The organism is Aurantibrevibacter litoralis (assembly GCF_034651555.1).
GTDB classification, from domain to species: Bacteria; Bacteroidota; Bacteroidia; order Flavobacteriales; family Flavobacteriaceae; genus Aurantibrevibacter; species Aurantibrevibacter litoralis.
This window is the reverse complement of the sequence record NZ_JAYEEQ010000002.1, coordinates 14,285-40,092: the sequence shown is the minus strand read 5'-3', so window position 1 is coordinate 40,092 and position 25,808 is coordinate 14,285. Positions and strand designations below refer to the sequence as shown.

The 25,808-nt window shown below is 36.4% G+C and carries 21 protein-coding genes; 17 read left to right on the top strand and 4 right to left on the bottom strand.

The features are described 5' to 3' along the window. The first annotated feature begins 68 nt into the window (after positions 1–68). The 5 genes from thrC to U1E44_RS02215 all read left to right on the top strand — a co-directional run bounded on the left by thrC (position 69) and on the right by U1E44_RS02215 (position 4,905). Complete coding sequence (gene thrC, locus U1E44_RS02235) at positions 69–1,364, top strand: threonine synthase (protein WP_322929330.1); 1,296 nt, start codon at positions 69–71, stop codon at positions 1,362–1,364. A gap of 375 nt (positions 1,365–1,739) precedes the next feature. Further along, positions 1,740–2,825, top strand: a complete 1,086-nt coding sequence (gcvT, locus tag U1E44_RS02230) for a glycine cleavage system aminomethyltransferase GcvT (RefSeq protein ID WP_322929329.1) — start codon at positions 1,740–1,742, stop codon at positions 2,823–2,825. Between the two features lie 111 nt (positions 2,826–2,936). After that, entirely contained in the window at positions 2,937–3,761 is an 825-nt protein-coding gene (locus U1E44_RS02225; protein WP_322929328.1) for a sugar nucleotide-binding protein, read from the top strand. A 69-nt stretch (positions 3,762–3,830) separates the two neighbouring features. After that, positions 3,831–4,118, top strand: a complete 288-nt coding sequence (locus tag U1E44_RS02220; RefSeq protein WP_322929327.1) for a 4a-hydroxytetrahydrobiopterin dehydratase — start codon at positions 3,831–3,833, stop codon at positions 4,116–4,118. Positions 4,119–4,194: 76 nt separating this feature from the next. Then, positions 4,195–4,905 carry a YebC/PmpR family DNA-binding transcriptional regulator gene (locus tag U1E44_RS02215; RefSeq protein WP_322929325.1) on the top strand — a complete coding sequence of 237 codons (711 nt, stop codon included), beginning with the start codon at positions 4,195–4,197 and terminating at the stop codon, positions 4,903–4,905. Positions 4,906–5,201: 296 nt separating this feature from the next. Here the strand turns inward: U1E44_RS02215 and U1E44_RS02210 are convergent, their stop codons facing one another. From U1E44_RS02210 to U1E44_RS02195, 4 genes are all read right to left on the bottom strand, one after another. Further along, entirely contained in the window at positions 5,202–6,374 is a 1,173-nt protein-coding gene (locus U1E44_RS02210; RefSeq protein WP_322929324.1) for a Gfo/Idh/MocA family protein, read from the bottom strand. A gap of 6 nt (positions 6,375–6,380) precedes the next feature. Then, complete coding sequence (locus U1E44_RS02205; protein ID WP_322929323.1) at positions 6,381–7,238, bottom strand: sugar phosphate isomerase/epimerase family protein; 858 nt, start codon at positions 7,236–7,238, stop codon at positions 6,381–6,383. A 22-nt stretch (positions 7,239–7,260) separates the two neighbouring features. Beyond that, positions 7,261–8,814 (bottom strand): M81 family metallopeptidase, encoded by a 1,554-nt coding sequence (locus U1E44_RS02200; protein ID WP_322929322.1) that lies wholly within the window; start codon positions 8,812–8,814, stop codon positions 7,261–7,263. Between the two features lie 454 nt (positions 8,815–9,268). Continuing rightward, the gene (locus U1E44_RS02195) at positions 9,269–9,484 is read right to left on the bottom strand and encodes a hypothetical protein (RefSeq protein WP_322929320.1); all 216 of its coding nucleotides are present in this window, start codon (positions 9,482–9,484) and stop codon (positions 9,269–9,271) included. A 286-nt stretch (positions 9,485–9,770) separates the two neighbouring features. Between U1E44_RS02195 and xerA the strand changes: the two genes are divergently transcribed. The 12 genes from xerA to U1E44_RS02135 all read left to right on the top strand — a co-directional run bounded on the left by xerA (position 9,771) and on the right by U1E44_RS02135 (position 25,737). Then, positions 9,771–10,844 carry a site-specific tyrosine recombinase/integron integrase gene (gene xerA / locus U1E44_RS02190; RefSeq protein WP_322929318.1) on the top strand — a complete coding sequence of 358 codons (1,074 nt, stop codon included), beginning with the start codon at positions 9,771–9,773 and terminating at the stop codon, positions 10,842–10,844. A 174-nt stretch (positions 10,845–11,018) separates the two neighbouring features. After that, positions 11,019–14,192, top strand: coding sequence for a type ISP restriction/modification enzyme (locus U1E44_RS02185; protein ID WP_322929317.1), 3,174 nt, complete (start codon positions 11,019–11,021; stop codon positions 14,190–14,192). Next, positions 14,189–15,238, top strand: a complete 1,050-nt coding sequence (locus tag U1E44_RS02180) for a hypothetical protein (RefSeq protein ID WP_322929316.1) — start codon at positions 14,189–14,191, stop codon at positions 15,236–15,238. The genes U1E44_RS02185 and U1E44_RS02180 overlap by 4 nt, the downstream gene beginning before the upstream one ends. Positions 15,239–15,506: 268 nt before the next feature. Beyond that, positions 15,507–16,205 carry a DCL family protein gene (locus tag U1E44_RS02175; RefSeq protein WP_322929315.1) on the top strand — a complete coding sequence of 233 codons (699 nt, stop codon included), beginning with the start codon at positions 15,507–15,509 and terminating at the stop codon, positions 16,203–16,205. 173 nt (positions 16,206–16,378) lie between these two features. Next, on the top strand, positions 16,379–17,290 hold the full coding sequence (locus U1E44_RS02170) for a DUF5655 domain-containing protein (protein ID WP_322929314.1): 912 nt from the start codon (positions 16,379–16,381) through the stop codon (positions 17,288–17,290). Between the two features lie 269 nt (positions 17,291–17,559). Next, positions 17,560–18,189 (top strand): hypothetical protein, encoded by a 630-nt coding sequence (locus tag U1E44_RS02165; RefSeq protein WP_322929313.1) that lies wholly within the window; start codon positions 17,560–17,562, stop codon positions 18,187–18,189. A gap of 157 nt (positions 18,190–18,346) precedes the next feature. Next, the gene (locus tag U1E44_RS02160; protein ID WP_322929311.1) at positions 18,347–19,735 is read left to right on the top strand and encodes a S41 family peptidase; all 1,389 of its coding nucleotides are present in this window, start codon (positions 18,347–18,349) and stop codon (positions 19,733–19,735) included. A 162-nt stretch (positions 19,736–19,897) separates the two neighbouring features. Beyond that, a complete protein-coding gene (locus U1E44_RS02155; RefSeq protein WP_322929309.1) occupies positions 19,898–20,650 on the top strand; it encodes a cupin domain-containing protein in 753 nt (250 codons plus the stop codon). A 13-nt stretch (positions 20,651–20,663) separates the two neighbouring features. Then, complete coding sequence (locus U1E44_RS02150; protein ID WP_322929308.1) at positions 20,664–21,026, top strand: VOC family protein; 363 nt, start codon at positions 20,664–20,666, stop codon at positions 21,024–21,026. A gap of 287 nt (positions 21,027–21,313) precedes the next feature. Next, the gene (locus U1E44_RS02145; RefSeq protein ID WP_322929307.1) at positions 21,314–21,886 is read left to right on the top strand and encodes an RDD family protein; all 573 of its coding nucleotides are present in this window, start codon (positions 21,314–21,316) and stop codon (positions 21,884–21,886) included. A gap of 1,210 nt (positions 21,887–23,096) precedes the next feature. Then, positions 23,097–23,483 carry a hypothetical protein gene (locus U1E44_RS02140; protein WP_322929306.1) on the top strand — a complete coding sequence of 129 codons (387 nt, stop codon included), beginning with the start codon at positions 23,097–23,099 and terminating at the stop codon, positions 23,481–23,483. Positions 23,484–23,646: 163 nt separating this feature from the next. Next, complete coding sequence (locus U1E44_RS02135; RefSeq protein ID WP_322929304.1) at positions 23,647–25,737, top strand: hypothetical protein; 2,091 nt, start codon at positions 23,647–23,649, stop codon at positions 25,735–25,737. Positions 25,738–25,808: the final 71 nt, after the last annotated feature.

Here is a 25,808-nt window from a genome sequence, read left to right as displayed (position 1 = left end):
AAATAAGGGGAGCATAGGGAGGAAGAAGTATATTTAAAAACTCAGAAACTACAGTTTATACGCTACTCATGAATTTCTTTAGTCTCAATAAAAAAGCACCCGAAGTATCTTTTAAAGATGCTGTAATAAACGGTATTGCGCCCGATAGAGGCCTTTATTTTCCAACGGCTATACGTCCTTTGCCCACAGCATTTTTTGAAACGATTGAACAGTATTCGGATCATGAAATTGCCTTTAAAGCAATACATCAGTTTGTTGCAGATGACATTCCGGAAGAGGTGTTAAAGGAAATCATAGCCAACGTACTCGATTTTGATTTCCCCCTCATAGAAATAGACGATCATACGGCCTCCTTGGAGCTTTTTCATGGCCCTACCTTAGCCTTTAAAGATGTAGGAGCGCGTTTTATGGCCCAATGCCTTGGTTTTTTCTCCAAGGACAGCACTGCTAAAGTTACTGTTTTGGTAGCCACGTCCGGAGATACCGGCGGTGCTGTAGCCAATGGATTTTTAGGGGTTGATGGTGTCAATGTAGTTATCTTGTACCCCAGCGGTAAAGTGAGTGATATACAAGAAAAACAACTGACCACCCTTGGAAAAAACATTACGGCACTTGAAGTAAATGGCACCTTTGATGATTGTCAGGAAATGGTGAAAACAGCATTTTTAGATACGGATATCAACAAAATGCTTCATTTAACCTCGGCCAATTCAATTAACGTAGCTCGTTGGTTACCGCAAATGTTTTATTTTTTGTTTGCTTATAAACGGATAAAATCACTTCAAAAAGAGATTGTCTTTTCGGTACCCAGCGGTAATTTCGGCAATCTTTGCGCCGGTATTATAGCACAACAATTGGGCATGCCCGCAAGGCATTTTATAGCCGCGACCAATGTAAACGATGTGGTGCCTCAATTTATGGTTTCGGGTTCTTATGTACCCAAGCCTTCCAAAGCCACTATTTCTAATGCTATGGACGTTGGCGACCCCAGCAACTTTATCCGTATTAGGCACATCTTCGAAAATGATTTAGCGCAATTGCGTCGCCATGTTTCAGCGTATTCGTTTACGGATGAAGCTACTAAAAATGCCATGCGTACTTTATATCACGAGCATACCTATGTAGCCGATCCGCATGGAGCAGTGGCTTATTTGGGGCTAAAGAAATACCAACAAACCCATTCAAATGCCTATGGTATTTTTTTAGAAACGGCACATCCGGTTAAATTTTTAGATGTGGTAGAAGACACCATCAGAGAAAATATTGAACTTCCGGAGAAAATACGGAAGCTGATGGACAAAAAAAAGAAAACCATTAAAATTGCCAACTACATCGAATTCAAAAATTACCTTTTCATGTCGTAGCTACTCTGTTTTTCCCAAATCACGATTTCATATAAAGTCATAAAAGATAGACAATCTTTAATCTAAAGATTCCCCGACCATTGGGTCGGGGTTTCCTATTTACCTCTCCTTTGGAGAGGTCGGAACTGTCTTTTTGCAGTTCCGGGTGAGGTGAAATACAAAATTTCGGTTTTTGGCCCAAAGGCCAAAACGAAACTGGCGAAATACCTCTATGGCTTGCCTCGAGGATAGTCAGTTTCAAGAAATTTTTTATGTGCTTCCCGTTAATTTTCGATAAATTTACGGTCTACTTAGCCACCTGTGCAGCTTCTTTTTTTAAGCTCAGGGTACGAAGAATAAGATCTAAGTATATATGGTTTATAAATATACGTTTCGATGAAAAATACAGCATTAACGGAAATTCATAAAAAATTAGGCGCTAAAATGGTACCCTTTGCAGGATATATGATGCCCGTTTCTTATGAAGGAGTAAACGCGGAGCACGAAACCGTACGACGTGGCGTAGGGGTTTTTGATGTATCTCATATGGGGGAGTTTCTTATTAGCGGCCCTAAAGCATTAGACCTTATACAGAACGTAACCTCTAATGATGCTGCACATCTCACCATAGGAAAAGCACAATACAGTTGTATGCCCAATGAGACTGGTGGTATTGTAGACGATTTAATCGTTTATAAAATAAAGGAAGAACAGTACCTTATGGTGGTAAATGCGTCTAATATTGAAAAAGATTGGAAGCATATCTCCAAATACAATGAAAATTACGGAGCAGAATTGCGTAACATTTCGGACCATTATGCGCTATTGGCAATCCAAGGACCGAAAGCCGCAGAAGCCATGCAGTCGCTTACAAGGGTGAATTTATCAACGATTAAGTTTTATACCTTTTGTGTGTCTGAATTTGCGGGTATCCCCAATGTGATCATTTCCGCCACAGGATATACGGGTTCAGGTGGGTTTGAAATCTATTGTAAAAATTCTGAAGCGCAACATCTTTGGGAAAAGATATTTGAAGCCGGTGAAGCCTACGGAATCAAACCGATTGGTCTCGCCGCCCGCGACACACTCCGTCTGGAAATGGGCTATTGCCTCTATGGTAATGATATCGACGACACCACATCGCCCATAGAGGCCGGATTGGGATGGATCACCAAATTCACAAAAAACTTTGTAAACGCAGAAGCATTGGAGCTCGAGAAGACCAATGGCCCCAAACGTAAACTCATTGCTTTTGAACTTCTGGAAAAGGGTATTCCCCGTAAAGATTATGAGATTTTAGATGCAGACGGTACAGTGATTGGTACCGTTACTTCGGGCACTATGTCGCCCTCCCTACTTAAAGGTATAGGTCTGGGTTATGTTTCTGTATCCCATGCCGGAGTTGGTACTTCTATTTATATAAAGATTCGAAAAAATACTGTTTCGGCAACCGTAGTTCGGCTACCGTTTTATACGCCATAAATGATAGATGACCAATCTGTACTTCATGAAATTCCGAAACACCCCAAGAGGATTACTAGGAGCGGAAAGTGCCATGTACCAACCCGTGCCGGGCTATCAAAATTTTAAAATTTGGAATCGAAAAAAATACTTATTTTAGGTGCTAGCGGCTTTATCGGAAATGCCATTTACAAAGAACTTTGCTCTTATTTTGACACCTACGGCACCTATTTTACCAAAACAAAGGAATTCCAAAATAACCATCAATTTATTCCTTATAATTTGGAAGAGGATGATGTGTACGCCATTCTGGAACAAGTGAAACCATACCTTATCATTTCTGCTCTTCGGGGTAATTTTGAAGCTCAGATCATAGCCCATCAACATATTGCCCAATACATTATGGAATACCACAGCAAGTTGTATTTTATTTCCTCTGCCAATGTGTTTGATGCCTACAGTAAGTATCCCTCTTATGAACATGATAAAACCTTATCGGAAAGTATTTATGGTCGCTTTAAAATTAAAATAGAAAATCTTTTATTGCGCCTTCCCAAGGAGAAATCGTGCATTCTACGACTCCCCATGGTATTTGGCAACAAATCGCCCCGCATTAGAGAAATAAAAACAGCTCTAGCGCAAAAGGAACCTATAGAGGTATTTCCCAATTTGGTGGTCAACGTTACCAATGATGATGCGCTAACCCAACAAATTCATTACCTTATCAATAGAAATAAAAGCGGTATTTACCATTTGGGAAGCAGTGACTTGGTGCATCATGAAGATTTTATAAAGGAAGTTGTCAAACGAATAGGTACTTATCAGCAGGTGATTTACAAACAGGTGTACACTACCAATGAAGAACGTTACTTGGCCGTACTTCCGAAAGAGCAACAATTACCCAAGAATTTACAAATAAGCTACCAACAGATTATAGACCATCATGTATCGGGGTAATTGGTGCATTTGGCTCCGAACCTCTAAAAACAAAATTCATTTCTTTAACTTTAAAAAAAATAAGACATCATGAGTAAATTACCTGAAGCAGAAATAACAGCGCGTTTAGAAACGCTGGAGGGCTGGGAATATGTAGATGGAGCCATTGAAACTTCCTTCGAATTTAAGAATTTTAAAGAAGCATTTACTGTTATGACGCGCATTGCCTTTGAATGTGAGGCGCAAAACCATCATCCGGATTGGAGCAATGTGTACAATTCCCTTCATATAAGGCTGAACACACACGATGTTCAGGGTTTAAGCGAAAAGGATTTTAAACTGGCCAAAACGATCGAAGATATTGTTGAAACCGTCTAGCCGCTATTTTTAAAACACCTTTGGCTCGGTAGTAAAATTTGCTAAATTTGCGCACAATAATTTAATTACGTCAGCAATGGGAAGAGCTTTTGAATTTCGGAAAGCAAGAAAAATGAAACGGTGGTCTGCCATGTCTAAGGCGTTTACGCGAATTGGTAAAGACATCGTGATGGCCGTAAAGGAAGGTGGCCCGGACCCCAGCTCTAATTCCCGGCTCAGAGCCGTTATACAAAATGCCAAGGCAGTTAATATGCCCAAGGAAAATGTAGAACGAGCTATTAAAAAAGCAACCGACAAAAACCAAGGCGATTACAAAGAAGTGCTGTATGAAGGATATGCTCCGCATGGTATTGCTATACTTATAGAAACCGCTACCGACAACCACACCAGAACCGTCGCCAATATCCGCAGCTATTTCAACAAATGTAATGGAAGTTTAGGTACCTCCGGTTCGGTAGAGTTTATGTTCGATCATACCTGCAACTTTCGGATCAATGGCGAAGGATTGGATCCAGAAGAATTAGAATTGGAGATGATCGATTTTGGTGCCGAAGAAGTTTTTGTAGATGAAGACGGGATTTTAATTTATGCGCCTTTTGAAAGCTTTGGTGCCATACAAAAAGAACTGGAAGCCAGAGAAATTGAAATTTTGTCTTCGGGATTTGAACGTATTCCGCAAGTAACCAAAAAACTGAGCCAAGAAGAAGTAGCCGATGTAGAAAAGTTGCTTGAAAAAATAGAGGAAGATGATGATGTACAAAACGTGTATCATACCATGCAGGAATAACTCTTGAAACGCCTCAGATTACTCGTATGAACCCCTAATTTTCCTAGGGAAATCATTTTTTATAATCCTATATATTTGTTCATGTATATTTGTTCATGCTTGCTTGCATTTCGAACAAAAACATTGTAACTAGTATCACTCCTATACTAATGGTAATGATAAATGACACCCAGTTGGCAAACTTAAATTGGAGACGTCTAAAAAAGATGTTCCGTATTTCTATTCTGGAACATCAATCCGAAAAAGCCAATGGGATAAAAAAATGTCAGAATGAAGCACAACCACTTAAAAATTCATTACTGTGCCAACTTCACCGTTTTTCCCGTTTGGGCACTGAGGCGTGCGGCCTCTAATATTTCCATGACAAGCATATTATTTTCCAAGGACGATAGATCGTACGGTAGCAATGTAATTTTTTGACGTACAACGGCTTCAAGAAGTGCGAAAGGATCATCTAAAGGCATCATTCGTTCTTCCAAATCGAAATGCTCTTCTTTAAAACCATCATAACCTTCGGCCATACGAACCCTTAATTTTGTTCTATTATCGGCATAAATGGCCCCGGTTTGTCCGTATAGTTCCATGTCTTTGCGACCAATGGGCCAATTCCACGAGGCTTGAATGATGGCTGTGTTTGTATCATAGGTTAAAATAATAGTAGCCTCATCGTCTACATTGGGGTTATTCTCCGCTTGCAATTGCTGGGTTACCGCAGTTACGGTCAACGGTCGTTTACCTTCCTGCAACCAAGTCATTAAATTAGCGCCATAACAGCCAAAATCCATCAGTGCGCCACCACCATTTTGTTCCGGATCGGTGAGCCAATCTAGAAATTCACGATTCACACCTATGTTCAGAGGTCCCCGATGACCGTCGCGAACGATCACCTTTCTAAGCTCTCCAACCGTTCCTTTTTTAAGCAATTCGTTCGCTTTATGGTTCGAAGGGTACCAGGTTGTTTCATAGTTTGTCAGCAAATAAATGTTGTGTTTTTTGGCCAGTGCTTCCATTTCTTTTGCGTGTTCTAAACTTACGGCCATAGGTTTTTCCACCATCACATGAATTCCTTTTGGAGCGCAGGTTTGTACCACTTCCAAATGTTCGTAAATGGTGCCGAAAGCGGTTACGGCTTCTGGCTGGGTGGCTAATATCATTTCATCCATAGTAGGGTATACCAATGCCATATCAAAACCGTATTGCGTGGCATACCGTTGGGCCAAGGCCACATTGGGCTCTACAATACCGACAATTTCAATATCCCCAAAATCATCTCTACCTAAAATCCAATGGACATGAGAATGTGTTAATCCAACCACACCTACCCGTAAGGGGTCTGTCTGGCCATTTGATGTTTGCGGTAAAAACAGCAAAACGAATAAAAAGAGAGCATAGAGGTAGTTCATTATAGCACTATCTAAAAGATTAAAAAGAAATGATTTTTTTAAAAATACGAAATAAAGTGATGCCAAGTGCGGCTATTTTGAAACCGTATATACGGCATCAATCTGCCTCTGAAGATAGTCCTTGGTCATTTTTCCTATCTCAGCCAAATCGTCATAATAAGCTTCAATGATTATTTTATTTTGATATCCCATCGCTGCCATAGGCCGTAAATAAGGCTTAAAATCTGTACCGGCAACTCCGGGTGGTGTGCGCCCTTCGCGTTCTGCAATCTCTACATGAAAAAGGTATTTTTTGGTTTTGTAAATGATCTTAGGATGTTCGTTATCTTTCAGCATATGGTAAATATCCACGGTAAGCCTAAGGTTAGGGTGATCTACTTTTTTTACTACATAGAGCGCTTCCTTCACCGAATTAATAAAATTACACTCTGTGGTGTTTAAACTTTCTAAGGCTACAGTAATGCCATATTTTTCGCCCAAAAGCGCTATTTTTTTTCCGATGGCAATGATTTGTTGGAATGCTACACGTTTGTCCCATCCTTCGGGTAGATTCCTGCTGCCTCCACTCCCCCATACAATAACCTTAGTGTTGGTCTCTGTTAGGCGTTGCATTAGTTTTTCCACATAACTCAGCACTGCATTTTCATCCACAGTGGGTCCTACCACCTTAAGCGTGGCGGGAATAAAAATATTGAAGGCATACATAGGTGTTTTCATTTGCCTTAACATAGCTTTATTCGCTTCAAACTGCGCATCCGTAACAGTGATAGGAGATACGAGTCGCGACACCGATTCCAGCATACAACTGAACCCTATCGCAGCCACAAGACTATCATTTTTAACATATTCTGCAATCCCAATTTCCGGCTTTTGCGCCCGGATACCTGCCGTTATACCCATCAAAAGTATAAATGTTACAATCTTTTTCATTGCTGTATTTTGTCGGTTTCCTTTATTCCTCATTTGATAGCGGCACAAATTGAGCCGATAGATTGGGTTGATTAAAATTGCGATCTAGCGGAAAAATGGGTCTTTTAAGGCGTTGGTAATCCAATTCTTCTATATCCTGATCTACTCCTCCCGGCGTTAACGCCATAATCCAATCTGCCCGCATATCATAGAGTTCCGGTACCAAATATCCGATTTTTACCACCACGATATCCGACTTTCTGGGGTGCAGCCCAAGACGCATAAAATCACTTTCTTTATGGTAAGGTTTTCGTTTTTTGGTAACGATAACAGATACACTTCCTATTTTTACCACCACCTCAGTTTCGGCATGCACATCGCCATGCACTATAGCTTCAATGGTACCCGACAATTCTATTGGCGGGGCAAAACGATGATCTATTGCCGCCCCGGCCAATGCCGTTATACGGCCTCCTACACCAGTTTCTATGGCTTTAGCAACAAATTCAGGCCCGGGTAGGGACGCATAAATTAACGAAGGCCCTGTTGCGGCTTTAAATTCCGGGCGTGCCAAAATTTGTTGCAGCGTCCAAGTAACATCACCCGCACCCCCTGCGGTAGGATTATCGCCCATATCACTTATGATAAAAGGCTGCGTCTTGCTGGCCAATGCCTTTTCCAAACTTTCTGCAAGGGAAGCCGTTGGTGCCACAAAAACAAAATCGTCTCGCACATCCCAAAAACTTTGGGCCAAATATTCTGCCGCTGTTGTTACACTTTGCTTATTGTCTCCGGTAACCATCACCACGGCATGATTCCGAGGTTCATCTGCCCAGGCATAGCCAATCCAAATGGCCGCATCTACGATCCCCTCTTGCTCGGCTATAGGAGCCACTTTGGCATATAGGCTTTTTCCGGGTTCTATACGCGTGCTTGTTTTTTCTCCCGGCAAAAGTATGGGGATAGGAATCCAAGCCTTAAAGGCCGGTTTTCCGGTTCCGGTTTCTAATCGATCCAACAGATTATTTACGGCCCGTTTTTTAGTCTGCATGGCATCTTCATGAGGTGCCATACGATAGCAGGTGATTAAATCGGTGTACTGTGCCAAACGCCAAGATACATTGCCATGCAAGTCCATAGAAGTAGATATTAGCGTTTCTTTGCCCACCACGTCGCGCACTCTTTGGATAAAATCTCCTTCGGGATCATCTAATCCTACTACGCTCATGGCGCCGTGAATATCAAAGAAAAGTCCGTCATACGGCAGGTTTGCTTTTAATAATTCTAACGTTTTGTTGACCAAAGATTCATAAGCCGCTCGGGTGACAATTCCGCCCGGAAGCGCATGCCCTTTAACGGTGGGAATCCATTGCGCCCTATTGCGGTTCAATGAATCCGAAGCCAAAAAGGGATACAGGCTAAAAACCGCATCACCCGTTTTGGCATGGAACGCTTCTTCATGTGTTACGGCCGGCGAAAAAGTGCTGGATTCTATACCCAAACCCGCAATGGCAATTCTGGGAAGTTTTGTGTTTTGTTGCCCCAAACCGAGGGCAAATGTTAGCGGTATCAGTAGACATAAAGATAGCTTTTTCATGAGTTTTTATTTATTTTTTTAAAATTGATCATGCTTCTACTGCACTCAGTACAAGAATGTAACTTCCACATAATCAAACTCTGGTTTGTCCCTATTTTTACAAGGCTGTTACATCTGCTTATGTGTATTGTTTCTAAGCCATTCTATGGAACATAAAAGTAATCATTCTCTTGTGCGATAAAAAATTAATCATGAATGTTTCAGGTATTAACATCTATTTTTGGACATCGGTCATGCTTCGATTGCACTAAATGCAGGAATGGAACTCATACATAATCATTTCTCTGTGTGACGCATACTTTGCTCATGGCCGTTTCGTCTTTTTCAAATGTTATGGTGTATCAAGAATAAATAAACGAAGATCGAAACCCTAAGATTTACACCTTTAGGAATTTGCAAAAAAAATGTACGCTTATTGGTTGGTATTGCATGATGAAATTTAGGTGTTCTTTTTTCACAGTGAATTTTCCATGTAGGGTTGCCACAATACAATGAGGTATTTGGCCTTACCTCCACGGTTTATCGATAAAAAACCATGATCGTAACAAAAGAGATAGACATCTCCTGCTTGGTTTTTCCAATAATGTGTAAAGAATTTAGGGTTAAAGCCCTCTGCCAAAACATCCGATTTTGGGAGGGTGGTATAGCCTAATTTATTATATTTTTTCAAAATTTTCCGATTCGTTTTCAGTTGCCTATCTACCCGTAGGTAAAATTGATCGGATTTCTGACGGCTTTCATATTGGTATATGGATTTGCATTTTATAGAGCAAAATTTTTTGTCTGATCGTCCGCGGAGCACCGCATCGCACACCGGACATATGTTGTTATTATTCATGTTTAATAGCATATTATACGCATAATATACTATTTATTTTTTATTTAAAGGTTATTATTGCAAAATGAGTCCTTTAAAATGCATCACTTTGTGTCATTTAATGATTAATGACAGGAAAATGATCGGCCTAAAATTTAGTCCGGATAAGGTAATTCATGCCTTACTAAAGACGTTGCCAAATCCTAAATGGAGTGCCCAATATCATATGGCCTACGTGCCCAACACCAAAGAAAATTTGTCTCGGATTTACACTACATTTAAAGGTGTGGCATGGATAAACTACAACCGATTTTTATCTAACAAGCCCATTCATAATGGTGCTAAAGAAGTTGACCTAAGTTGGTTTAGGGAGCGAGAAGTGCCCCCGAATTATCGTGTTTGCCCCGAATCTTATTTGCAAAAATTAGAGCTTAAAAGATATGCCAACAACACGGTACGTACGTATGTGCCCTTGTTTGAAATGTTCATTAATCATTACAAAGAAAGGGAGCTTCATACCATAACTGAAAGCGATATAAGGGCGTATTTACAAAAATTAATACGAAGAAATGTATCCAATTCCTATTTAAATCAGGTCATTAACGCCATTAAATTCTATTACGAAGTAGTGATGGGAATGCCCAACCGATTTTATGAAATTGAGCGCCCTAGAAAGGAATACAAATTACCACAGGTTATTTCCAAAGCCGAAATTTTGGCGATGATTGCCAACACCTCTAATCTGAAACATAAATGCATTTTAGAATTGCTCTATGGCTCGGGGTTACGAAGAAATGAATTACTAAACCTGAAAATTACCGATATCGACAGTAAACGCATGTTAATTAGAGTAGAGGGTGGTAAAGGCAACAAGGATCGCTATACCCTTTTACCCCAAAAAGCACTTACCGATTTACGGATGTACTACCGATTATGGAAACCTACAACCTATCTTTTTGAAGGGCAAACGAACGAAAAATACAGCGGGCAAAGTGTTTTAAAAATTGTGAAAATGGCCGCCCAAAAGAGTAAAATACGAAAGGTGGTAACCCCTCATGTACTTCGGCATAGTTTTGCTACGCATTTACTGGAATCTGGAACAGATTTAAGACAAATACAGGTGCTTTTAGGTCATGGTTCCAGTAAAACCACGGAAATCTACACCCATGTAGCCATAAATTCTTATAAAACCATAAAAAATCCACTAGATTAAGTATATTCACAAAGGAAATATATGGACACCAGTGTTCATAGCGAACCGTTGGGCAACATACAAAAAGCCCACCGCACAAACAGCACATTTGGTTTTTGCCGACACAAAAGACAACGCTGAAAAAACCAAAAGAGCTGTTTTTTGCCAACGCTCTGACAGAAATTGAATGAATAAATGACATTAGAACAATATATTGACAACTTAGACAAAAGGTACAGACTCGGAAACGCAACCGAACATACTTTTCGTGGAGACTTGCAACAACTTTTGGAAAGTTTGGTGCCGACCATCAGAGCGACCAACGAACCAAAAAGACAAAGTTGCGGAGCACCTGACTACATTTTGACTAAAAAAGATATTCCTGTTGGATTTATTGAAGCTAAAGACATTGGCGACAAAGACCTTGACGGCACAAAGAAAACAGGAAACAAAGAGCAGTTTGACCGCTACAAGGCTTCTCTAAACAATTTGATTTTTACGGATTACATTAACTTTCATCTGTACCGAGAAGGAGAATTTATTACCAAAATTTCCATTGCAGAAATCACGGACAAAGGAATAAAACCTTTACCTGAGAACTTTGGCAACTTTGAAAATCTGATAAAAGACTTTTGCGTTCACGTTGGACAAACGATAAAAAGCTCAAAAAAATTAGCAGAAATGATGGCGGGCAAAGCCCGCCTTCTTTCTGATATTATCGAGAAGTCGCTGACCAGTGATGAAGAGAATCAAGAAAACTCTACGCTTAAAGAGCAAATGTTGGCTTTCAAGCAAATTTTGATTCACGACATTACGCCACAAGGTTTTGCAGACGTTTACGCACAAACCATTGCTTATGGAATGTTTGCGGCTCGTTTGCACGACCCTACTTTGGATAATTTTAGCAGACAAGAAGCAGCTGAACTGATTCCAAAATCCAATCCGTTTTTACGAAAACTCTTTGGCTACATTGCAGGACCAGACATTGACGACCGAATTAAATGGGTAGTAGAAAACCTTTCGGAAATCTTTTTGGCGTGTAACGTAGAAGAAATTTTGAAGAACTATGGGAAATCCACCAAAATGGAAGACCCGATTATCCATTTTTACGAAACATTTCTAAGCGAATACGACCCAAAATTGCGTAAATCTCGTGGCGTTTGGTACACACCGCAACCCGTTGTAAATTTCATTGTTCGAGCAGTTGACGACATTTTGAAAACAGAATTTGATTTACCGCAAGGACTTGCCGACACCAGCAAAACAAGCATAAAAGTAAACACCCAAACCGCAGACAAACGTTCGGCAACAGGTTACAAACAAATGGAGCAAGAAGTACACAAAGTACAGATTCTTGACCCAGCCACAGGAACAGGAACTTTTTTGGCAGAAGTGGTAAAACACATTCACAAAAAATTTCAAGGACAACAAGGCATTTGGAGCAATTATGTAGAAACGCATTTATTGCCTCGTTTAAACGGTTTTGAGTTGCTAATGGCGAGTTATGCAATGGCACATTTAAAGTTGGATTTACTATTGACCGAAACAGGATTTAAACCAACAACCAACCAACGATTTAAAGTTTATTTGACCAATAGTTTAGAAGAACACCACCAAGACACTGGAACTTTATTTGCAAATTGGCTGAGTACAGAAGCCAATGAAGCCAACCACATCAAACGAGATACACCTGTAATGTGTGTTATTGGAAATCCGCCATATAGCGGAGAAAGTGCCAATAAAGGCGAATGGATTATGAGCCTAATGGATGACTACAAAAAAGAACCAGGCGGAAAAGAAAAACTAAAAGAACGAAATCCGAAGTGGATAAATGATGATTATGTAAAGTTTTTGCGTTATGGACAACATTTTATTGAGAAAAACGGAAGTGGTGTTTTGGCTTTTATCAATCCTCACGGATTCTTAGACAATCCAACATTCAGGGGAATGCGTTGGAATTTACTTAAAACCTATGACAAAATTTATACAATAGATTTACACGGAAACAGCAAGAAAAAAGAAACTGCACCAGACGGAAGTGCTGACACTAATGTTTTTGATATTCAACAAGGAGTTTCAATTAACGTTTTTGTAAAAACAGGCAAAAAGAAAGCCAACGAATTAGGTAAAATTCTGCATTACGACCTTTATGGGAAACGTGATTTTAAATATGATTTTCTAGGTGAAAACTCAATCCGAACTATTGATTTTAATGAATTACCAAATGTAGCACCAATGTATTTTATGGTGCAAAAGGATTTTGAAGCTCAAAAAACTTATGATGAAGGTTTTTCAATAACAGAATTGTTTTCATTAAATAATGTCGGTGTTGTTACTTCGCGGGATTCATTTGTTATTGATGAAAGCAAATCGGTTTTATCAAATAGAATAACAGATTTCTTTATACTTGAAAAAGACCTCTTGAAGTCTAAATATGGTGTAAGAGAAAACAAAAGTTGGAAAATTGATGTCGTAAAGAAACAAGCGTCAGCATTTGAACCTATTGATATTCAAAAAATATCTTATCGCCCATTTGATAATCGGTTTCTATACTACAATGACAACTTTGTAGAAAGAAGTAGAACAGAAATAATGCAACACTTCACACTTGGTAAAAATATAGGGTTAACGCTATGTAAACAATTCAAAACAGGCGACAACTATGTACACGCATTTATTGCCAATAAAGTAATTGAAAGTTCGTATGTGTCAAATAGAACAAGTGAAATAACTTCTACTTTCCCTCTATATATTTACCCAGAAACCAATGGACAACAAACGATTGAACAATCAAATGAAAGAAAACCAAATTTAAAAGCTGAAATTGTACATCAAATTGCGGAAAAATTAGGTTTAACTTTCACCAACGAGAAAGAAACTACGGAAAATACTTTTGCCCCAATTGATATTTTAGATTACATCTATGCAGTTTTGCATTCGCCTACTTACCGAGAGAAATACAAAGAGTTTTTAAAGATTGATTTTCCAAGAGTTCCCTACCCAAAAGACAAAAATACCTTTAGGAAATTGGTAAAATTGGGCGGAGAAATGCGCCAAATCCATTTATTGGAAAGTACAAAAGTGGAGCAATACATTACGCAATATCCAATGGATGGAGATAATGAAGTAGGCAAACCAAAATATCAAGACGGTAAAGTTTACATCAACGACACGCAATATTTTGACAATGTTCCACAAATAGCTTGGGAGTTTTACATTGGTGGTTATCAACCCGCTCAAAAATGGCTGAAAGACAGAAAAGACCGCAAATTGCAGTTTGACGATATTTTGCACTATCAAAAAATCATTGTAGCACTTTCAGAAACGGACAGGTTGATGAAAGAGATTGATAAAATTGAGATTCAATGAAGTTTTCACCATACATATACGAGCCAGACAAAAGCATTGAAGTTTACAGGGAAACTGAAAAATACTTTGAAGCGAATCCTGATATAAAAAAACGAATTGAAGAATTGGGTTGGATTTATCATACTGTTGGAATGATTGTCCCTCAAAATTTTGAAAACTTTTGGTCAGGTCATTATTTCCCATTCATAGATTCTTGGGAAGAGCTTCAAGTGTCATTTAATCAAATTTGTTTTGGTTTATACAAACAAGCTTTTGTTTCATTAAGAAGTGGTTTAGAATTAGGTCTACTATCAGTTTATTTTAACATCAATGATGATGGTCATAATGCCGTAAAGGAGTGGCTTAATTCAAAAGATAATACGCCAAGAGCAGACAAAATTTGGAAAATATTAAGGCAAAATGATAGTATCAAAAAGTTTGATAAAAAACACGACTTAGAGCAAGTACACAAAGACCTTGGTTATTTACATAATTACGTTCATACAAAAGGAGCTAAACATTCAAACAGAATGGGTTTACTAAAAAGTAATTCGCAAACTTTTGAAGAAAAGTTAATTTTAAAATGGTTGAATTCCTACGCAGATATCATTTCTCTAGTAAGCACATTACACCTTTTAAAATACCCCATTTCAGTAATTAGATTTGACTACAGTAAAAAATTCGGTATTGATATTCCTAGCTTTGGTGGTTTGGAAGAATATAATATTGATAAAATTGCTTCAATACTACCTGAAAAATATTTAGAAGATATTGAAATTATAGCCAATGAAGACCCGACTACGCAAGAGACAATTAAAGAAATTAGTTCATTTCCAGATATGACAGATGAACAAGTTGAAGAGCAAATAATCAACTTAGAAAAAATGTCAATCGAAAATGGTGAAGGTTTTACAAAATGGTTAGAGAATCAAGAGAAATTTCTCAAATCTTTTGGACAAAGTGAATTTGATGAAAAAATGAAAACAAGAATTGAATTGCTTAGAAAATGGGCGACTGAAAATGACTTTTTAGAATCAAAAGCAAAAAGAATGGGATGGAAAATCTAATGCCAACGCTAAAAGCCATACACATTTGCAATTCGCACCAGCCAACGCTGCAACCAAAAATTACAAAAGAGTATGTCTTTGCCAACGCTGACAGACGGACGAAAAAAAGTACGATTGCCCAACAATGGCTATACGTAATGCGGGCGAAAGAGCTGAAATGAAAGTAATTACATTAAATAAACTAACTGCTAAACGGAAAGTGAAGTGCCTTGAAATCCCGCACTACGCATAGCCGAGACCGTTGGCATTAATTTGAAAAGAACCGAACATGATAATAGGAGACAAAGAATTTAAATACAAGAAAGACGCTCTTAATTATTATAAAGCGATACTGAATTCATATGAACCGCCACACACAGTTAACGAAAATGATTTTAGAGACTTGGTTGGACTAATAGAATTTCGCCCTGACAAGGAAAAGAAAATTGGTTGTGGAATTGAAAGCATTCAAGTTATTGAAGTCCGTTATAAAACAAAATGTTTTGAGTTAACGCGGAAAGACGGCTCTAAAGAAATTTTTTCCTATTTAAACTGTATAAATGGAAAGTCTAAACCGCTAGCGAAATTCAATAAAACTTGTCGTGAAACAATAAGCGAAGACCTGAGAAATGTTAAACTGACTTACTTTAAAAAATTCTCAACCAAAGGTGAAGTAAAATGCCAAGAAACGGGAGAATTATGTAAATGGGAAGAATTGAATGTTGACCACCGCCAACCAAATACGTTTTCAGTAATTGTTGACAGATTTATTGAAGTTCACAGGATTGACATAAATGCTGTTCAATACACAGAAATCATGGACGGAGTTTATCATTTCACAGACATTGAACTTGCCGAAAATTTTAAAAATTATCATAGAGATAAAGCAAACTTGCGATTGGTTAAGAAAGGAAAAAACTTAGGACGTTCGCATCAAGCAAGGATTAAAAGACAAAAAAAGGACTTAACAATTGACCGAAAGGAATAAAAACTAATGCCAACAGCACCTAAGAAAACATGGGGCGGACAGTGGTTTCCGCAAGGTTTGTTCTCTATAGCAACTCTTGTTTCGGTGGACAGGTACTCGCTCCGAAATGCCCCACGTTTCTTAGCTGCGATACGTTGGCATTCATTATGAAAAAACAAAAATCGAGAAGATAAATGGCATTATTTAAAATTGAAAAATCTTTAGAATACATAAAGGAAAAACCTTTCCGACTTGAAAAAGACATTCAAGAATTGACCGAAAGTAATCTAAAGACAATTCTCGGACTTGACTTTGTGAAATCTGAATTTTCTCTAAATAACTTCCGAATTGACACTCTTGCGTTTGACAAAGAAGCCAACGCTTTTGTTATAATTGAGTACAAACGAGATAAAAATTTCAGCGTAATTGACCAAGGATATGCCTACTTGTCTTTAATGCTAAATAACAAAGCCGACTTCATTTTGGAATTCAATGAAAATCTTGACAAAACACTCAAACGGAATGATGTGGATTGGTCTCAATCAAGAGTTTTATTTGTTTCTCCAGCATTTACAAACTATCAACGTGAGGCAATTAATTTTAAGGACTTGCCAATCGAATTATGGGAAGTAAAAAGATTTGAAAATAATACCGTTTCGTTTGAACAAATACAGAAATCCGGAGCTCAAGAGAGCATAAAAACTATTTCCAAAACTGACCATACAATTGACAATGTTGCGAAAGAAATAAAAGTTTATTCCGAGCAAGAACATTTAGAAAATGCAAGTGAGGAAATTAAGGAATTGTACGAAAAAATGAAAAACGCAATTCTGAATTTTGACAATATTGAGATTAAACCAAAAAAGAAATATATCGCTTTTGTTTCGGGAAGAAACGTAGTTGATATTCATCCGCAACGGAAAGCATTGAAAATGTGGATTAATATGACAATTGGAGAACTTGACGACCCGAAAGGAATTACAAGAGACGTCTCTTCGACAGGACATTGGGGAAATGGAGATTATGAATTACAAATAAATTCAGACGAGGATTTAGAATATATTTTAAGCCTTATAAAACAGTCGATTAAGAAAAATAAAAAATAACGAAATGCCAACAATGGCTATACGTAATGCGGGCGAAAGTGCTGATATGAAAGTAATTACATTAAATAAACTAACTGCTAAACGGAAAGTGAAGTGCCTTGAAATCCCGCACTACGCATAGCCGAGACCGTTGTGCTTCATTATAAAAAACATTCAAACTGAAAAAAAACATAATCATATTATTTTCACTTCTACTACTAATCAGCTGTAATAACGGAGTGAATTACGTCCCTCAAGAAGACGGGAAAAGTCATCTAATTGATTTCGATTTGTTCAGTATTATTCTGCCAACTGATTTCAAATACAAAAAGGTTGACGGAACTGATTCCTTTGTTGGAGAAATAAAAAGTAGAAAATCGACTTTCTTTTTTGATTATGGTTGGTATTCACCAAAACCACCATTGGACGAAAAAACCTATATTGAGGAAAGCCGAAAAGGAATGGATTTTGAAACTACCCAAAAGTTCTTTAACCAAATAGACTTAAAACCCTACGAAGACGCAAATGGAGGAGTAAATCCAAGAGAAATCATTAAAAAGATAAAGAATTTGACTTTACATAAAATGACCGATAGTATTGCTTTTCATAATAATTTTAAAAACAATTGCGAGTATTATTACACCTTTGAATATGAAGAAGCGGAATTTAAAGTTCCTTTTTGCATACCAAATGAAGAGAGGAAGCAATTTGAAAATTACGAATTGACAATAGACACAATTGGAAAACACAAAAGGACGATATCGTTGTGGAAAGACAAAGAAAATCCGAATATTTCAAGCGTGAATTTTAAGCCTATTTATGGCGAATCAAAAAATGAATTATCAATCGGAATAAAGTCAGATATGGAATTTGACAAAAACGAATTAATGAAAATATTTAAAACAGTAGAAATAAAATAACGAAAGCACAACAACGGCTATACGTAATGCGGGTTTTAGAGCTAATTTGAAAGTAAATGAATATTAACAAACATAACAGCAAACTGAAAGTGAAGTGCATTCTAATCCCGCACTACGCATAGCCAAACCGTTGGCAGTCATTATAAAAAAACGAAATATGATTAAAAAATTAATCTTTATTTTAACCATCGGAATAACAATTAGCTGTAATGCTCAAAAACAAGGTTCATTTTCTGAGATTGAAGGAAAATGGTTAATCGAATTAAATAGCAATGATATTGGATTAGCTAAAACAATTTTTACGTTTGAGACCGATGAAAGTACATTTAATGCTTATACAAGAAAAAAAGCTACAAATGACATTTTAGGATTTTGGAAATCTACATTAGCTAAAATTTTTACCAGTGATTTTAAACACGGTTCATTATTAAATATAACCGATGGAATAATAGAAAAGAGAAATGATACTTTAATTTTAAAAGGAATTTTTAGGTCAGTAATGGGGAACTATTATTTCAACGGAAAAATTGTAAATGACTCTCTAACAGCTAAGCTAACAAATAAAAATCAAAAACACAGAGGAAGTATTTCAGGAAACAAAACAACAATAAAGTCACCTCTTTCTGATTATCCAACCATTGTAAATCAAGCCATCAAAGTTACAAAAAATAAGATTTTCAACCCCAGAATTTTAAAAACAAAGGAATGGGAAAATTTTGAAACAAAGATTAAAAATAAATCGGAAAAAGTAATGGATGATGTAGAACTTATATTTACATATTATTATTTTGCAGATAATTTACCAATTTCTCACTATTCACTTTTAAAAAATCAACCATCGACTAATGATGAAAAAAACATAGGATATTCAAAGCGTTTTGTAAGTTTAGAAGAAAAATCAGAAAAAACGGCTTATTTAAAAATAGAGTCATTTAGTGGAAGTGCAAAAGAAATGGATAGTGTTTTTTCTATTATCAAAAAAAGAAACTTTCAAAACCTGATTGTAGATTTAAGAAATAATTCAGGTGGAACCGTAGAGGCAGGAATGGAATTCGCTAAAAATGTAGTTGATACAACAATAATTGGCGGTGTTTTTCTTACGCAAAAATGGTTTTCTAAACACAACAAAATTCCCCAATTAAATGAATACAATCAATTTCCTGATTTTTCAGCATCAAATTATGATTTGATTATACAAGGAATTCACGAAAAAGAAGGTTTGGTTCTTAAAGTAATTCCAAATAAAGACACATATCAAGGTAATCTTTTTATATTAACAAATAGTAATACAGCAAGCACTTGCGAACCTATTGTTTATAGTTTAAAACAACATAATCGAGCGACAATAATTGGAGAAACCACAGCAGGAGCGATGTTAAATGGAGAATTGTTTGATTTACAAAATGGATATTCCTTAATTGTTCCGACAGCAGATTACTATACTTCAGACGGATATAAAATTGACCAAAATGGAGTAAAACCAAATATAGAAATAGAATCTAAACAAGCATTAGAATTTGTTACAAGCAATTTAATAAAAAAATAATAACGTCTGCCAACATTGGCTATACGTAATGCGGGCGAAAGTGCTGATATGAAAGTAATTACATTAAATAAACTAACAGCTAAGTGGAAAGTTAAGTGCCTTGAAATCCCGCACTACGCATAGCCGAGACCGTTGTAGCACATTTGAGAAAAACGAAAACCATTGGACAGAAGAGAATTTACAAAAGGAATTTTAGCAACTGTTACAAGTTTTGCATTGATGGACTCTCTTTTTGCATTTAATGCAATTGGAAAGGACATTAAACCTATAACTGACCATTGGGCAATTCAACTCAATGAATACTGTGCCGACTTGAAAACGAATTCAATAAGCACCATACAATGGCAAAAAAAAATCGAAGAACTCTATGCTAAAGTCGAACTTCAAGACATTTTAAAATTTATTGATTTTGACAATTTGATAAAGGGCTTTGATTATCCTGATTTAGGTGTTTCAACAAAATCAGTTAAACTTCCTAAACTAAATGGTCTGCCCGAGAGAACCGTATTTGTTAAAAAAATATTTGGAATGAAAAAAGACAGAGCTATTATTCCACACGGGCACAGCAATATGGCTTCTGCTCATTTGATATTAAACGGTGAAATGCACCTAAGACATTACGAGAAAATCCATAAAGAAGGACAAAATTTGTTAATCAAACCTTCTATTGACCGTATTGCAAAAGTTGGAGACAGTTCCTCTATTTCTGATGAAAAAGATAATGTCCATTGGTTTATAGCCAATACGGAAACCGCATTTACATTTGACGTTATAATATTAGACTTGAACGACAAAAATTATGACATTCACAATCTTGATATTTATGAATCAGAAGACCAAAAAAACGGAACGCTCAAAGTGCCAATTTTAGACGTTCAAACCGCTTTGAAGAAATACGGCAAACAACATCACTAAAATAAAAAGGAAGATGAAAACAAAGTTTTTAGAAATATCGCCAGTTCTGCCAAGTCAAGATATTGATAGAGATGTAGATTGGTATGAAGAAAAAGTCGGATTTAAACTACTCCACAAAGACAATATGTATGCTGTTTTGAGGAGAGAAAATCTTTGTATCCATCTACAGTGGCATGCAGATACAGAAGATGACCCTCTTCTCGGAGGCTCTGTGATAAAGGTTTTTGTAAAGAATTTAATGCCAATTTTCGAGGAATTGGTAGAAAGAGGGACAATAAAGAGAGAAAAATTGAGATTAAAGACGGCTTGGAATACTAGCGAATTTGGGTTTTATGATTTGAATAACAATGCAATCTTCTTTGTTGAGGACTTATGAAAAAGAAAAACGTGCTACAACATTGGCTATACGTAATGCGGGCAAAAGTGCTGATATGGAAGTAATTACATTAAATAAACTAACTGCTAAACGGAAAGTGAAGTGCCTTGAAATCCCGCACTACGCATAGCCGAAACCGTTAGCAAACATTCCCCACATCAGAAGCTCCGATTAATTCCTCGAGCTAACGAGAAAAAATCAATCAAATGTTGGAGAAAATTAATAAATTTACAAAAACCACAAATAACTGATTATCAATAACAAAATTTGACGTTAGTCGAGATTTAATGAACGAAACAGAATACAAAGGAGTTTTGCGTAAAGAGGTTAATAAACTTGCTGGAATCAACCCAAGATTTCATAGGATTTCAAGTATGTTATTGGACCATATAATTATGACTATCGTTATCGTTCCAACATTGATTCTTCTAATGATTTTAGCTACGAATGGAATATTGGAAATAGGAAATGGAACTTTTTCTGTGGTTTTCTTTTTTATGATGTTCATCTATATCAACAAAGATTTTTTTAATGCTAAAAGTCCTGCGAAACGAATTTTAGGTTATCAAGTTATCAATCGAAAAACTGAAAAACCAGCATCTGAATTACAATGCTTTGTCAGGAATTTGACAATTGCTGTAGCTTGGCCATTAGAAGTTATTTTTGGACTAATTAATCCCGAAAGGCGAATTGGAGATTTTTTAGCCAATACGAAAGTTGTCGTTTCTGAAAAGGAAAAATTAAAAACAATTTGGACTGACCTTAAAAGCAAAAATTTGAAATTAAACTTAATCGGAATTTTAATTATTGGTGTAATTTACTTTTATGGATTGAGTTTAATAATGCCGAATATGAATTAAAAACGTTTGCTAACACCGGCTATAGTTCATTGCTAGGTCATTGCCAATTTGCGAAAATCTTCTCAGATTTTCTATCTGTGTTTTTTTGCTATCTTAGTGCCGAGACACGCAACAAACCATAGCCAACACGTTAGCAAACATTTTCGGGGTGCTTATAAAAGGTATGCCGTGCCGTTTTGAGATATCACATTCGTGGAAAAAGTTGGACGGCTTACTCAGGCGCAAGCAGTATGATTTTCTCTTACTCAATCCCCAAAAAAACGATTTTATCTAAAATTAGATCCGGCGGTTTTAGGTGTTCAATACATTGGAAAAGGTGGACGGCTTACTCAGGCGCAAATGGATTTTAGCTTCTTTCGGAGGGATACGCAAGCAGTACGCAAGACTTTCTTACTCAGACGCACGCAATACGCAAGCAGTGCGCTGACTTTTCCGTACTCAGACGTAAAAAAAAAAAAAAACGATTTGCTAACAAAACCTATGCGTAATGCGGAGTATGGTCCTTTATTAAATGGTTTGTGTATCTTTATAAGATCGCAAAATCAGTTTGATTTTGCTTTGTGATAAAAAAAAGAAAAACAAAACAAACCGCTTTTGCGATGGGCTTGACTGGAAATTCTGAGAATATCTGCTTCCGCACTACGCATAGCTAGACCGTTAGCAAACATTTTCGGGGTGCTTATAAAAGGTATGCCGTGCCGTTTTGAGATATCACATTCGTGGAAAAAGTTGGACGGCTTACTCAGGCGCAAGCAGTATGATTTTCTCTTACTCAATCCCCAAAAAAACGATTTTATCTAAAATTAGATCCGGCGGTTTTAGGTGTTCAATACATTGGAAAAGGTGGACGGCTTACTCAGGCGCAAATGGATTTTAGCTTCTTTCGGAGGGATACGCAAGCAGTACGCAAGACTTTCTTACTCAGACGCACGCAATACGCAAGCAGTGCGCTGACTTTTCCGTACTCAGACGTAAAAAAAAAAAAAAACGATTTGCTAACAAAACCTATGCGTAATGCGGAGTATGGTCCTTTATTAAATGGTTTGTGTATCTTTATAAGATCGCAAAATCAGTTTGATTTTGCTTTGTGATAAAAAAAAGAAAAACAAAACAAACCGCTTTTGCGATGGGCTTGACTGGAAATTCTGAGAATATCTGCTTCCGCACTACGCATAGCTAGACCGTTGGCAACAATGTCGGAAAACCGAGAATGAGAAAAAAACTAAATATTGGAATAATAGTTTTGATTGCAATTTTAATACAATCTTGCGACCCGACTTATCCTATTTCGATAAAGAATAATAGCGGAACTGAAATTGTCGTTGACGCAAAATTGACAAATTCTTTTAACCCTGGATTAACGACAACATATATTGCGGACGAAAATGGCCGACTTCAATTCAAAATTGAATCTGGACAGGAATTTGAGTGTGGATTTAGCATTGCCGAATTGGAAAATGATTTACCTTTTAGTGAGTTAAAAATTTACACTAAAAAAGACACGATAATTGCAAATAATAGAAATGAGGTGCTGAATTTATTTGACAAAAATTGGATTGGAAAAATGAAAACACCTTATGTTATGACAGTGGAATAAAAACACAGTTGCCAACACCGTGTATAATTAATTGCTAGGTTCTGGCTTGCTTACGAAAATCCTCGCGGATTTTCTATTCGGTTTTTATTTGCTAAATTTAGTCCATAACCACGCAACTAATCATACACGAACACGTTGGCAACAACTTTGAAAAACATCGAGATTGAAAAGAAACATACTGATATTATTACTAATTATTTCTTCTAATCTATTTGCTCAAAAAGAGAGACTATATTTTTTAGATTGGCAATTGCGTAAAGGAGATTTTAATGCTTTAACCGAAATAGCTGAATTTTTTAACAGCAAAACTGATTTGACTGAATATTTAGGCTATCACATAATAAACACTAACGAATCAACTGTTTCTAAAAGAATAGTTCAAGAAAACACAATGTTTCTATATTCAGAAATAGTTATTGACTCAACCACGACAACTGCTGATTTCAAAAAATTCCTAACAGATAATCAGCAGAAAATTAAATTTTCAAATCTGGCAAATGCGTTTTTAATCACAGACTTCGATAAGAGAACCACAGACTTTGAGATTGTTGATTTAACAGACTTCAAGTGGTCAGAATTAAATGCCAAGCGGAATGAATTATTAAGTCTTGATTGGGTTAAGGAAAATAAAATTGACAGTTTGATTAAGGCTAAAAATTCTTTAGCATTATTAGAAACAGCATCTGTTTTACTAAAGGACAGAAATAGATTTGATGAATATGATTACAACGAAGAAGAAGTGGTCAATCTAATTCAACTCTTGACTAAATCAGAAATTGCTGTACCTAATGAAAGAGGAGAATTAAGCTATCATTTGGAAAAAGAATTTTATGATGAGCCCAAAATAAACTTGCTTATTTTCTTTGCTAATAACTACAAAAGCTACAAGTGGAACGAAAGTATAAGAGCTTTTAGCAACAAAAATCTTGACAGAAAAACCGTTGACTACGAAAGTCAATTATTTGAAATGCTTTCCAGTGAAAATGATACAATAGCTCAAAATGCATATATAAGTCTTACAAAATTAGACCCTACAAGAGTCAGTGAATTATCAGACCAGTATAGAAAAGCAGATATATCAGAAAATTATATTCTTCCACAATTCTCGTTTAGGTTTTTAAAACAATTGGTTCAATTAACGAATTACAGCAAAGAGAATAATATTGACTTTGAAGGAAACGAAAAACTAAAGAATCAAATTGAGCTCTTAAAAACGAATTTGACTTTCAGTAAACGTAGAAAGCTAGAAGACCAATTAATAAACGAATTGACATTGGTCAATATTACAGCATTTGAGTATTGGTCGTTGATTTACCAAAAGTCTTGGTCATTGACTTATTCTGCAGGAAGAATTTTGGATAAATTCTACTCAAACAACTGGAACAACTTAATTAATAATCCCAAACACCTTAAAACCTATTTGCTCAAATCAAGGCTTTTCGATGACCTTGGTATTATTGGGTTTTGCAATAATTATTTAGTCAAATTTCTTGGCTCATCTCAAGAAACTAAAACTTCAATCGAAAAGTTAAGTTCTACCAATCTAAAGATTCAACACCAAATCGATAAAGCATTAGAAATCGCTAATAAACAAATTGAATTCAAAGAAAAAGAAAAGAAAACTTGGAATGGAAATACATTTGATAGAATTGACGACTTTGACAAATCATTCACGAAACTAGAAAAGTTTTCTGATAGCTTAGATGTATTTGAAGACGAAATTGAATTGTTATTGTCAAAAATCAAATATTCTCAAATAGAAAAAGCTATAAAAACTGTAGAAAAACTTCCTTTTAAGGATTTTATTAAATATACCTTCTTAGACAGAGATTTTGGGTTTTCATTTATTGGAGATTTTAAGGAATCAGAAGTTCGAAAAGAATTTTTAGCCAACTATGAAAAATTTAATGAGCTAGAATTGTACAAATATTACTTGCAAGATGCCGGAATCGATTTCACAGACTCTAACAGCAATTTAGATTTTGACAAGATTTATGAAATTTTGAAATACGATATAAATTCTGCTTTTGCCGGTGGTGGAGGAAGTACAAAGGATAATGGAGTATATGCTGTTATAAAGGTTCTTGAAATCACTTTTAATGAGACATTAGGCTTTCCAAACAAACTTTGTAGTTCAAATGGAATGTACGCTTGCAATTCACGTTCAAGAGCAAAAGAATGGATGAATTATTTAGAAATAAACAATCATCTGAAAAAGGAGTATAATGAACCCGTTTCATTTGCATACGAATAAAAAGCAGTTGCCAACAATGTATAAAAATAATAGCGGTTTAATCGCTAAAACGAAGGTAAGTAAATATAAAA